This is a genomic window from Acinetobacter sp. Ac_3412 (assembly GCF_013072675.1).
GTDB classification, from domain to species: domain Bacteria; phylum Pseudomonadota; class Gammaproteobacteria; order Pseudomonadales; family Moraxellaceae; genus Acinetobacter; species Acinetobacter higginsii.
Genome location: NZ_LXUJ01000001.1, coordinates 302,042 through 314,982 on the forward strand (window position 1 = coordinate 302,042; position 12,941 = coordinate 314,982).

A 12,941-nucleotide genomic window follows, 5' to 3' on the forward strand; every position below is an offset into this window, starting at 1 on the left:
TGTTGTACTCAACCGATAAAAAGTAAGCTTAGTGTATAAAATAAATGACATCATGAATAATGCTATGTTTTAATAGATACATCATTTTTTTTGATGCCTAATTCAATTCATCCTTTTTGATAGCACCTTTCGAATTGAAATATTGAGGACTTGCCGTGAATATTGATATTAGCGATATCCGATCATTTGTGACTGTAGCAGAGCTGAAAAGTATTACTGCCGCGGCAAATAAGCTCAATTATTTACAGTCCAATATGACTGCGAAAATTAAAAAGATTGAAAATCACTATAAGCGCCAACTGTTTATTCGTAAGCCCAAAGGTGTTGAACTGACTGAATCTGGCATGAATTTATATGCCCAATATAAAAAGATGATTTTCACTTGGGAAGAAACTGAAAATAAAATTTATCAACAAGAAAGCGTTTTGCGCTTTGGCACCAATACCAGTCTAGGCGGGATGCGTTTCTACCCTTCCTTTAGTCAGCTATATGAAGCCTACCCTGATCTTTCCATCACTATGAAAACAGGTCCAACAGGTTACATCGAGGATGAGATTTTAGCGGGCAATTTGGATATCGCTTATGCCCTAGGACATCCTAAACATAAAAATCTGCAATATATTCAAAAAGCGGATGATCAATTGGTGATTATTGGTAAAAACATGATCAACCATGACAGTCTGGAAGAATGTCTGAATCATCAAAATATCCTGCTGGCTTCTGAACAATGCTGCTACGCCACCACCTTAGACAGCATCTACACAGACTATAACCTTAAAAAGGGTGAACTCACCCATATTTACGATCATGAAGCTCTAATTCACTTTACCCAATTAGGTATGGGCATCTCGATGATTGCCAAATCTTTGATTGAAAAATATAACATCCAATACTATCGAGAAACGCCTGAACAGTATCGGGATATCGGTCTTTATCTAATTGCACGACACGATCATGTATTTACCCCAATTGAGAAGCAATTTATTGGTTTAAATGATTCACTTTAACTAAGACACTTTTTTATAAAGAGTGCTTGCAACCTCTTGATGTACTTATCATGTGAGATTTTTTAAAGTTCAGAGTCTGTTAACGCCTTATTGTGAATGCTTATCGTAAAACTTTATATTTTTCTGATGTTAATCTATTTTTCAAATGAAAAAAAAAGAATTCCTTTCCTAACAGAAAAAAAATCGATTTGAAAAGTGATATAGTACGGGACGTATAAATTCTCTTTGGTCACCGAAATATTAGGGTGCCTATTTCGAAATAGTTAGGACTAGCAATGACTGATAATGCAACGATCTTGCAGCATGTACCAGTAGGTAAAAAAGTTGGGATTGCCTTCTCTGGTGGTTTAGACACTTCAGCAGCTTTATTATGGATGAAACAGAAAGGCGCAGAGCCTTATGCATATACTGCAAATCTGGGTCAACCTGATGAAGATGACTATGATGCTATTCCAAAGAAAGCTGAACAGTACGGCGCAGTCAAAGCTCGATTAATCGATTGTCGTTTACAACTTGCACTTGAAGGTATTGCTGCAATTCAATGTGGCGCGTTCCACATCAGCACTGGTGGTGTACCTTACTTCAATACCACACCTTTAGGTCGTGCAGTGACAGGTACGATGCTTGTTACCGCGATGAAAGAAGATGACGTCAATATTTGGGGTGACGGTTCGACTTATAAAGGTAACGATATTGAGCGTTTCTATCGTTATGGTTTATTGACCAACCCTGCGCTTAAAATCTATAAGCCTTGGTTAGACCAAACCTTTATTGATGAGTTAGGCGGCCGTGCCGAAATGTCGCAATTCTTAATCGACAACGGTTTTGACTATAAAATGTCAAAAGAAAAGGCATATTCAACTGACTCAAATATGTTGGGCGCGACGCACGAAGCCAAAGATTTAGAATACCTCAATGCTGGTATTAAAATCGTAGATCCGATCATGGGCGTTGCATTCTGGAAAGATGACGTTGAAATCCAACCAGAAGAAGTGAGCATTACTTTTGAACAAGGTATGCCAGTTGCATTGAATGGTCAACGTATCGAAGATCCAGTTGAATTCATTCTTGAAGCGAACCGTATTGGTGGTCGTCATGGTCTAGGCATGTCTGACCAAATTGAAAACCGTATCATCGAAGCGAAATCTCGTGGTATCTATGAAGCACCAGGTATGGCTTTATTACATATCGCTTATGAGCGTTTGGTGACTGGTATTCATAACGAAGACACGATTGAACAATACCGCATTAACGGTTTGCGTTTAGGTCGCCTACTCTACCAAGGTCGTTGGTTCGATTCACAAGCGCTTATGCTTCGTGAAACTTCACAACGTTGGGTTGCGAAAGCCATTACTGGTACAGTAACTTTAGAATTACGTCGTGGTAATGATTACACCATCATGAACACTGAATCTCCAAACCTCACTTATGAAGCTGAGCGTTTAACCATGGAGAAAGGTGATTCAATGTTTACGCCAATGGATCGTATCGGTCAGTTAACTATGCGTAACCTCGACATTACCGATACACGCGCAAAATTGGGTATCTATACTGAAACAGGTTTGCTTGCAGTTGGCCAAGGCTCTGCGATTCCTCAATTGGAAAACAAATCTAAATAACAGATGGGTAAATTAATTTACCTACTTGAAAAGGCTGAATATTTTTATTCAGCCTTTTTTATTCTATTCAAGAAAATACGCATTATCGAATCATTGCATTTATAGAACAATATGTCGCAATTAAAGACTATTTATCGTCATAATGAATCGATAATATAAGCATTAAGCAAAACACAATAATTTGGGAGATGAAAGATGAATGCTTATCTACATCGTAGTGAAAACCGTGGTCATGTCAAAGCAGGCTGGTTAGACACCTATCATAGCTTTTCATTTGGTAGCTGGTATAACCCTAAATATATGGGCGTCAGTGCGCTTCGCGTGATTAACGATGATACGGTTGCTGCGCATAATGGTTTCGGTACTCATCCCCATGACAACATGGAAATTCTAACCTGTGTACTTGATGGCACCATTTCTCATAAAGATAGCATGGGTAATGAAGGCCAGATCAATGCCGGTGAATGGCAGTTGATGAGCGCTGGAACTGGGGTCACCCACAGTGAAATGAACAAGCATGATAAAGCGGTGCATCTGTTACAGATTTGGATTCAACCGAATGTACAAGATGCTGATCCAACTTATCAGCAAATTCAGCTGAATCCGAAAGAGCATCCAAACCAATGGCACCTGATTGCTGGTGATAAGTCTGCGCCGATGTCGATTCGTCAAAATGCTGAAGTAAAAACTGCAGTGATTGAGAAAGATCAACATTTAGAAATTACAGCACGGAAAAAAGTCAACTACGTGCATGTGATTTCAGGTGAAGTGATGATTGCCGATCATTTGGTTAAAGCGGGCGATGCTTTACTTTTTGATGAGACTGCAACCATTACTGCATTACAAGACAGTCAAATGATCTGGTTTGACTTACCTTAACTCGGTTTAACTTGTACCTCTTACCCTCAAGGGGTACAAGCTTTTTTAGTCAGTATTGCTATTACTATCACAATTACTTGAATCAGAGTTTGACTCTGTATTAGAACTACAATTATCGATACCTTTATCATCGTTATCTTGAAAAGAATCACAACTTGATGTCGTTGAAGAATATGGATGACTATAGTCTGAAGTATCCTGTGTAGAATCTGTTTTCTTTGCAAAGAAGGCTAATAAGACTAAGCCAATCACGATGACCAAAATAATAAACATCAGCCTCACAATCCCCTATTGTGACCCAATCTTTATTTCACACTATAGCTTAATTCTTTTCAAAAATAATCAGCATTAAAAAAGCCCGATTAACGGGCTTTTCTACAACCTTGAACATTTTTAAAAACGATCTGAACCGTTTCGTTCGTTGTTAGCTGTGTGTTCAGGTTGTCATATCTTTGTTCATTTAGGCAAGATTTCTCTTAACTCCCAAATAGTATATGACTTCCTTATTGATTAAATTAGCACCAATAGTGAGTTAGGTCAAGTCGCTTAATTTTCTAAAAATAAGCTGGAATAAAAAAAGCCCTGAATCTATATAATTCAGGGCTTTGGAGTTCATGTAACTTCATAAAAAGTTATATGACTTTAATATCTTGGTAGGTATATCCAGACTCGAACTGGAGACCTCTACGATGTCAACGTAGCGCTCTAACCAACTGAGCTATACACCTAGAATGAGAAGCATCATATTCATTTTTTATCAGCTTCACAAGTTTTTTTGTGACTGTTTCAGTGCAATCGCACAGTCTTTAAGCAAGCGCTTAAATTCTTCAATATTTGCACCATCTTGCTGCTCTAAAAAAACAATTTGTTGATATAACACAATCGCTTGTTCAAACACCTGTTTGTCTTCAACTTGACTCGCTAAACGCTGCATCCACACCTGAAAAGTTTCTGCTGGTTGCTTTTGCAGATTTTTGGGCAGTCTCTTTTGAAATCTGAATACAGCTTTTTGATAACGCTGTTTCTGCCTTGTCTGCTTCAACCAATAGATACCCACATAAACCATCAAAATAGCGAATACGCCAACAATCAACACAATTGCATATGCATAACTTGAATCCAGACCTAATCGAGATAACCAGTTCTTCTGTTTGTCTGCATCATAACCAACGACTTTACTTTGCCATTGATAACTTAAATAATCACTCCAAATCCGCATATTTTTTAGAAACTTAAATTGTTGCAAACGCCAAGCTTTACTTTCATCCCCCCATACAGTTTGATCTTGTGCCAAATAATCCTGCATGCCCGTATCAATTCGTTGCGGTGCAATCATGGCTGTTGGGTCAATTCTTTTCCATTTTCCATCTAGATAGACCTCACTCCAAGCATGTGCATCCAGTTGTCGAACCTCCCAACTTTGCCCATCAGGCGCCAGTTGACCACCTTGATAACCCGTCACTACCCGTGCGGGAATACCCGCATAACGCATTAGCATGACAAAACTAGACGCATAATGCTCACAAAATCCTTTCCGACTGGAAAACAAGAATTGATCTATACGATCCCCACCTAAAGTCCCAGGCGTCAAAGTGTATACAAAACCATTTTTTCGGTACCATGACAGCACTGATTGTAGATATTGTTCAGGTTGCTTTTGACTTTTTTCAAACAGCTCATGCGCCAATTGCTGCGCTTTAAGATCCCGCCCCTCATCAAAATTAAGATTTAACTCAAGTTGACGTGCTGACAACAAAACAGGCTCTGCCGACATGCGCCCCAACCACAACATCTGTATGGGTACATTGCGTTTAACTAATTTAGTAGGACGAATACTGTTGTCTTGATACAACTGCAAATAGCGTTCTTGTGGAATTGAATATTCCAAACCCATGATCCAATTGGCTTGCTCATCTGCTGCTAAATATTGATAAGGCACGCTCCTTGGAGTTGCCCGTACACTTTTAATTTGCTGATTGAAAAAACTGCTGGTCCATGTCGTTCCATCATATTGATCTAAAACCAAAGCTCTCCAATACAATTCTGGTCTGCTTGGAAACTGCGACATATCCGCCACCACCCGAAAAGCCAATGCTGAAGATTGCGATAATTGCGCAATATCTCCAGGCGACATCCGGTCACTGATTCCTGTCGTAGCTTGATCCTTCTGAATTGGAACTGCCCAAAGCGGTGGCAATCGAGGGAAGAAAATAAATAAGATCAGAAAGAAAGGAACTGCGATTCCTACAAATTTAAAAATTTGCTTCACATCTTGTTTAAGTTTGTTTGATGAAAGTTTCGTTTGATTAAACAATCCCGTCTGTATCCGATACAAACCCAATAAACACATCACAAAGACTGTAAATACAATTAGTGCCATCCAAAAAGCTTGACTATGTAACAATAGGCTGGCACTGACAAATAGAGCAAAATTAAAGACAATCAATAAATCCCGAGTGTTTTTAGCTTCTAAACATTTGGCAAATAAACAGGTACTTAAAAAGGCGACGCCCGCTTCCACCCCAAAGATCGTTTGATAATTGATATAAACGATACCCAAGGACAATAAAATAAAGATCACCAAAAACCATTTAGGAAAAGGCACCCAGCTCTGTTTGCGATATCTCCGAACCAATAACAGCCAAACCACCGCCCATAATCCCGTTAAAGCAGCAGGTGCAAAAGCGGTTTGCCCTAGTAATACGAAAGCCAAGACAGCTAAAACACAGAAATAGATTTGCTTAGTCATCATTATGCCTGCGCCAATAAAAGTTTGGCCTGAATTAACTGAGATTGTCCTTGCCCGCTTTCTAAGCGAGCATGCGGCAAAATAAGTGCATAATCATCACCTAACTGTTCACATTGCTCGACCAAACCCATCATAAAGCTTAATTTATCTTCATGGCTTTGAGCTGGAATCTGCTGATAGTCAATTTCCAGATGCTGGTGATTAGCCTGAGCTTCAAACATTTTGATCAAAAATCCCTGCCCCCGTGCGACCTGTTTCCATGCCACATTTTGATAAGAATCACCGTGTTGAAAGCCACGTAACTCTTTAAATTCATCTAAGCTATCTTGGGCAGAAGTCGGCTTATTTTTATGCTCTTTCTGCCAATCATAGCCCTTCGGGGCAACCCAGACTTTATGTTTTGGATATAAATAAGTCCATGCGCGGACTAATCCTAATGGATAAGTAGAATAAATTTTAATGGTCTCAAATTCATAGAGTCCACGTTTGTCAGGCATAACTGCAAGCTCAACACTATGTTGTGTCTGATCTATAAAAACCAATTGCTCTTGAGCTTGCCACTGGATCCTTAGATAACGTGCAGAACGAACAGGTTGTTTAAATAGCAGCTTTAAAATGATTGCTTGATCGACTTGTCCGACTTCAGGCAGCACAATATCAATTTGTAAATCATGTAATTGCTTAAAGGTCAGATAAAAACTAATACAAAGAATGGCACTGATTAAAAAGCAAAATCCTAAAATCAGATTGTTTGCATAGTTAATTCCAGCAATAAAGGTAATTAGAATCAGGACCAGATATAGAAATCCTTGTTTATAGATAAAAACCAAAACGTCCTTTTGTCGCAGAGTTTTACTGCGATCCACTTGGAAACGTTTTGCAATCCATTGATTGACCTGTTGTTTAAGTCCAGTTTGCATAGTCTGCACTCACCTACATTGCATCAACTGACTGCAACAGTTGTTTTACCTCCATCTCACCCAAACTTAAACGATGCGCAACTACAGCCACAAATACCGTCTGTACATCATCCGTGGTCACGAAGCTACGCCCTTCAACCAACGCATAGGCTTGTGCTGCAGCTTTCAGTGCCAATACTCCACGTGTAGACAGGCCATGGCGTTGCTTACGTGTTTCAGCAGCTAAATCTAAAATATAATTAAGTACGGCGTCACTGAGGAAGATCTGTTTGGCCAATTCACGTAAATGCAAAATATCGGCTTGGTTAAACACAGCATCTAATTGATGAATCAGGACTTGGCGTGAGCTTTGTTGTAACAGTAATTTTTCTGCTTGACGAGATGGATAACCCAATGACAATCGCATCAAAAAGCGGTCTAATTGAGACTCTGGCAATGCATAAGTTCCACTTTGAAAGAGTGGGTTTTGCGTAGCCAGCACCCAAAAAGGTTGTGGCAATTCATAATGCACACCATCTACTGTAACAGCCCCTTCTTCCATCGCTTCCAACAAAGCACTTTGAGTTTTGGGACTACAGCGGTTAATTTCATCTGCAAGGAGGATTTGGGTAAAAACAGGACCTTGCTTAAATTCAAATACATGTTCTTTCTGATTAAAAATATTGATGCCAATCACATCACTGGCCAACATATCATTGGTGAATTGAATTCGCTGAAAATGTAATCCAGCCAAACGAGCCAAAGCACTGGCTAAGGTTGTTTTACCGAGTCCAGGTAAGTCTTCAAACAATACATGACCACCTGCCAGCAAACAGGTCAGTGCCAGTTTGGTTTGTTGCGGCTTATCTAAAATGAGCTGATTGACTTCAATTAAAAATTGCTCAATCTTTTGACCAAAGCTTTTAATATCTTGTTCTAATGCTTGGTTTTGTCGTTTTTTGTCTTGAATTGAAGCCTGTTCCGTGCCCCACATAATTTTATCCCCAAAATAAAACAGTGCATGTTTCAACATACACTGTTTTGGTTTTTTTTCAACGAAATCAATTGATTTCTAGCAAGGGCATTTTTTCATATTACCGCCCGCAGAAGGATAACGTGCATCGATACAATGACGATAAAATGTCTTTGCATCCATCGGGGTTAAATCAGGATGATGTGCTTTCATATGCTGCACATAAGTTTCATAATCTGGCACACCAACCATCAACCGAAAACTCTGCTGCAAACGCTGCCATAACACAGCAATACGCGACCAATTCTTGGGTGATAAAAGCAAATGTTTTTGCGACATGATGGTGAATTTAATAATCTTCACAATCACTGCGCTGCCTTGTCGAGCAATTTTAAAATCCATCGCTACTCTCCTTTGATGCTATTCGCCGTCATCGGGGTTTCTGAATAAACTGCTGGTGCCTCGTTCACTGTTGGTGTCGGGCTCGCCAATGCTCTGCGTACAATACCAATCGAAGCAATGATCATCACAATCGCAACAATCATAAAGAAGCCACACAGTGCAGCATTGATCTGATTTGACATCACAATCGTTTGCATTTCAGCAACGGTTTTGGCTGGTGCAAGCACCTCACCACGCGCAATTGCATCCGAGAAACGATTCGCTTGTGCAAGGAAGCCAATTTTTGGATTTTCATGGAAAATCTTTTGCCAGCCCGCAGTCATTGAAGTAATGAATAAGAAAATCGTCGGGACAATGGTGACCCAAACATACTTCTCTTTCTTCATCTTGAATAAAATGACGGTTCCTAAAATTAAAGCCATCGAGGCAAGAATCTGGTTACCAATACCAAATAACGGCCACAATGAGTTAATCCCACCAAGTGGATCAACTACACCTTGATACACGAAGAAGCCCCAACCTGCCACTGCGACAAAAGTCCCGACCAAGTTCCCAAAGAATGAACTCGATTGTTTAATCGCTGGAACCACGATACCGACTGTATCCTGCACCATGAAACGACAAGCACGTGTACCCGCATCTACCGCAGTTAGAATAAATAATGCTTCAAACAAAATTGCAAAGTGATACCAAAACGCCATCATTGAGCGGTTGTTGAAAATCTCTGAAATGATATGTGCCATACCAATTGCAAATGTAGGCGCACCACCTGTACGAGATAAGATTGAACTCTCACCGACTTCCTGAGCCAATAAGGTCAACATTTCTGGACTCACCACGAAACCAAGATTACGCACAGCTTCCGCAGCGGTCTCTACCGAGGTCCCTAAAACTGCTGCTGGTGCATTAATCGCAAAGTAAATGCCCGGATCGAGTACTGTCGCACAGATCATTGCCATGATGCCGACGAAAGATTCCATCAACATACCACCATAACCGATCATACGAATATTGACTTCGTTATCGACCAATTTAGGTGTTGTACCTGATGCAACCAAGGCATGGAAACCTGAAATCGCACCACAGGCAATGGTAATAAACAGGAATGGAAATAAACTACCCGCAAATACTGGGCCTGTACCATCAACAAAGTGGGTCACTGCTGGCATTTTCAGATCAGGCATCGCGAAGATAATCCCGATCGCCAAGCCTGCAATCACACCAATTTTAAGGAAGGTTGATAAGTAGTCACGTGGTGCCAATAACAACCAAACCGGTAAAACAGAGGCGATAAAACCGTAAATAATTAAGGCCCAAGTCAATTGAGTCCCGCTGAGGGTAAATAGCTGCCCCCAATAGGGATCTTTTGCAACATCCCCACCATACACAATTGCCGCCATCATCAATACAAAACCAATGATAGAAACTTCTGCAATTTTCCCTGGACGTAAATAGCGCATATACACGCCCATGAATAAGGCGATTGGAATGGTTGCAGCAATACTGAACACACCCCATGGGCTATGTGCTAATGCTTTCACGACGACCAATGCGAGTACTGCAAGGATGATGATCATGACCCCCAGCGTACCCAGCATCACAATCACACCCGCAAAGGTACCCAATTCCTGTTTGGCCATTTCTCCCAAAGAACGACCATCACGTCGTGTTGAAATAAATAGAACAAGGAAATCCTGTACCGCGCCTGCAATCACCACACCGACTAAAAGCCAGATCGTCCCAGGTAAGTAACCCATTTGCGCTGCGAGAATTGGACCGACTAACGGCCCTGCACCTGCAATCGCGGCAAAGTGATGACCGAATAAAACGAACTTATTGGTCGGAACATAATCCAGACCATCGGCAAGGCGATGAGCTGGGGTTAACCGTTTAGGATTTAATTCAAAAACTTTGTTTGCAATGAATAAACTATAGAACCGATATGCAATGCTATATACACAGACTGCGGCAAGAACTAACCAGACCGCATTAACATGCTCACCACGACTAACCGCCAAGATCCCAAATGAAATTGCCCCAACGATGGCAACCAAACTCCAAAGGAGTTTCGAGGGAAGTGTTGACTTTGCTTGTGTTGTCTCCATTCAAAACCTCTCAAATACATAATGCGTGGTTAGGGTCTGTTGACATTTCACTTTACGAGCTATAGCTATCATTGCGACAGAGAACATTTTTAGAAGACATAAAGCATGTCTTATGCAATTTAGCTATTCTAAATAATGAGTAGCGATTACAGCTACGCAAGATAATGTAGTGGCAACAAAAAATGTCAGCAAGCCCTATTAGATTTCCCTTTCCATATTTTCTGTAGAAGAAATATCTTTGTAAGTTTACCTTCTAGCTTCAATTATTTATCTAATACTTTGGCATAAAAAAAGGGATGATTGTTTAATCATCCCTTCGATAATTGTATATCTTGAGTAGCTTGGCTACTCATTCACAATTATGCACGTTCTAGGTAGTCACCAGTACGTGTGTCTACACGAACGCTTTCTTCTTGCTGTACGAATAATGGAACACGTACAACTGCACCTGTTTCAAGCTTCGCTGGCTTACCGCCACCGCCAGAAGTATCACCACGTACACCTGGATCAGTTTCAATAATTTTCAACACAACAAAGTTTGGTGGATTTACGTTCAAAGGTACGCCATTGAATAACATGATCGTACATTTTTCATTTGAATCATCTTTTAACCATTTCGCAGCATCGCCCATTGCTGTTTTATCAGCAGCGATTTGCTCGAAAGATACAGGATCCATGAAGTTCCACATTTCGCCATCGTTGTAGAGGTAATCCATTTCTACTTCTACAATATCAGCTGCTTCTAAAGAATCACCTGATTTGAATGTTTTTTCTAATACTTTACCAGAGCGAAGGTTACGTAATTTCACACGGTTAAACGCTTGACCTTTACCTGGTTTTACATATTCATTTTCCATGATTGAACATGGGTTGCCATCAAGCATAACCTTAAGGCCTGCTTTAAAATCATTTGTAGAATAATAGGCCATGAAAGGCGCACTCCAAACTTAAAAATCAAATCTTATGGGCTTGTTTAACATTCATATTTGGTTGCGACAGAGGAGATTTTTTCGACGATACAAGGCATGGATGGTGAAATTTAGTTATTCTAAATGAACCATACATAACGCAGTAGCTACAAAAAATCTCCCTGTCCCGTAGGGTTATGGCTAAAATTTCCTCATACTTCGTTATGAAACTTGGCAAGGGAATAGCCATTCCCTGCGTTTCACGCCTCGCATGATTAAATTTTAACCGATAATGCAATTCATATATGAACGTTAAACAAGCCCCAATGCTAGACTAAGCACACAGCTGCGGCTAACACTATTTTTACGTATGGCATGATAAACTATTTACATCAAGAGCAAAACTGGCAATCACAACTCAGTGACCTAATTACTGATCCTTTAGAGCTGTTAAATCTGCTTGAGTTATCTACCGATCAACTATTATCAGGGGCAATCCTCGCCTCTGAACAGTTTAAATTGCGCGTGCCACGTGCATTCGTCGGAAAAATGACCGTTGGCGATCCGCTTGACCCTCTGCTACTGCAAGTCTTACCCCATCATCTCGAACTGGAAGAACATCCTGAGTTTGTGACGGATCCTTTAGGCGAAGAAGCCGCAAATCAAATGGCGGGGGTTTTACATAAATATCAATCACGTTTTTTGCTGACCTTAACAGGTGCATGTGCGATTCACTGTCGCTACTGTTTCCGTCGTCATTTTCCGTATCAAGAAAATCTGCCTAAAAATGACGATTGGTTGAATATCAAACAGTATATTGAGCAAAACCCACAAATCAATGAAGTGATCTTGAGTGGTGGTGACCCCCTTACGCTAAACAATCGAAAAATTTCGTTGTGGCTAGAACGAGTCGCATCTCTCCCTCAGATTAAGATATTGAGAATTCATTCACGGGTTCCGATTGTGATCCCGAATCGTATTGATGAAGAGCTGATTTCTATATTAAAAAACAGTAGGCTACGTATTGTAGTAGTGGTACACTCAAATCACGCAGCTGAACTCGATGATTTCACTTGCTCGAAGTTGCTACAGTTGTCATTCCAGCATATAACCGTCCTAAATCAGGCAGTTTTGCTCAAAGGTGTGAATGATTCTGCAGAAACTTTAAATGCATTGAGTAACCGTTTATTTGAAGCACGAGTAATGCCCTATTACCTTCATGTTTTGGATAAAGTTAAAGGTGCTCAGCATTTTGATTTAAGATCTTCAGAGATAGATCAGATATACAGTGATGTATTAGCGAGTTTACCCGGATATCTCGTCCCGAAACTCGTCAGGGAAATTGCGGGCGAAAAAAATAAAACACCGCTTTTTGGGGTTCAAACATTCTGAGATTGATA

General features: G+C 40.3%; 11 protein-coding genes and 1 tRNA gene. 4 read left to right on the top strand and 8 right to left on the bottom strand.

The genetic code is table 11. From position 1 onward, the window contains the following. Positions 1-155 precede the first annotated feature (155 nt). The 3 genes from A7P54_RS01440 to A7P54_RS01450 all read left to right on the top strand — a co-directional run bounded on the left by A7P54_RS01440 (position 156) and on the right by A7P54_RS01450 (position 3,505). Positions 156-1,007 carry a LysR family transcriptional regulator gene (locus A7P54_RS01440; protein ID WP_171548438.1) on the top strand — a complete coding sequence of 284 codons (852 nt, stop codon included), beginning with the start codon at positions 156-158 and terminating at the stop codon, positions 1,005-1,007. A gap of 275 nt (positions 1,008-1,282) precedes the next feature. Continuing rightward, entirely contained in the window at positions 1,283-2,626 is a 1,344-nt protein-coding gene (argG, locus tag A7P54_RS01445) for an argininosuccinate synthase (protein WP_004652848.1), read from the top strand. Between the two features lie 195 nt (positions 2,627-2,821). Beyond that, a complete protein-coding gene (locus A7P54_RS01450) occupies positions 2,822-3,505 on the top strand; it encodes a pirin-like bicupin family protein (RefSeq protein ID WP_171548439.1) in 684 nt (227 codons plus the stop codon). Between the two features lie 45 nt (positions 3,506-3,550). Here the strand turns inward: A7P54_RS01450 and A7P54_RS18875 are convergent, their stop codons facing one another. The 8 genes from A7P54_RS18875 to efp form a co-directional block, all read right to left on the bottom strand. Then, a complete protein-coding gene (locus tag A7P54_RS18875; protein WP_252728581.1) occupies positions 3,551-3,778 on the bottom strand; it encodes a hypothetical protein in 228 nt (75 codons plus the stop codon). Positions 3,779-4,156: 378 nt separating this feature from the next. After that, positions 4,157-4,233: transfer RNA gene (locus A7P54_RS01455), tRNA-Val, on the bottom strand. Between the two features lie 35 nt (positions 4,234-4,268). Continuing rightward, entirely contained in the window at positions 4,269-6,254 is a 1,986-nt protein-coding gene (locus A7P54_RS01460) for a DUF3488 and transglutaminase-like domain-containing protein (RefSeq protein ID WP_171548466.1), read from the bottom strand. A gap of 2 nt (positions 6,255-6,256) precedes the next feature. Further along, complete coding sequence (locus A7P54_RS01465) at positions 6,257-7,174, bottom strand: DUF58 domain-containing protein (protein ID WP_171548440.1); 918 nt, start codon at positions 7,172-7,174, stop codon at positions 6,257-6,259. 13 nt (positions 7,175-7,187) lie between these two features. Beyond that, positions 7,188-8,147 (bottom strand): AAA family ATPase, encoded by a 960-nt coding sequence (locus tag A7P54_RS01470; RefSeq protein ID WP_171548441.1) that lies wholly within the window; start codon positions 8,145-8,147, stop codon positions 7,188-7,190. A 78-nt stretch (positions 8,148-8,225) separates the two neighbouring features. Then, entirely contained in the window at positions 8,226-8,528 is a 303-nt protein-coding gene (locus A7P54_RS01475; RefSeq protein ID WP_004770453.1) for a YbdD/YjiX family protein, read from the bottom strand. 2 nt (positions 8,529-8,530) lie between these two features. Further along, positions 8,531-10,633, bottom strand: a complete 2,103-nt coding sequence (locus A7P54_RS01480; protein ID WP_005183198.1) for a carbon starvation CstA family protein — start codon at positions 10,631-10,633, stop codon at positions 8,531-8,533. Positions 10,634-10,992: 359 nt separating this feature from the next. Next, complete coding sequence (gene efp / locus A7P54_RS01485; RefSeq protein ID WP_004808248.1) at positions 10,993-11,562, bottom strand: elongation factor P; 570 nt, start codon at positions 11,560-11,562, stop codon at positions 10,993-10,995. A gap of 354 nt (positions 11,563-11,916) precedes the next feature. Between efp and epmB the strand changes: the two genes are divergently transcribed. After that, positions 11,917-12,933, top strand: a complete 1,017-nt coding sequence (gene epmB / locus A7P54_RS01490) for an EF-P beta-lysylation protein EpmB (RefSeq protein WP_171548442.1) — start codon at positions 11,917-11,919, stop codon at positions 12,931-12,933. The last annotated feature ends 8 nt before the right edge of the window (positions 12,934-12,941 follow it).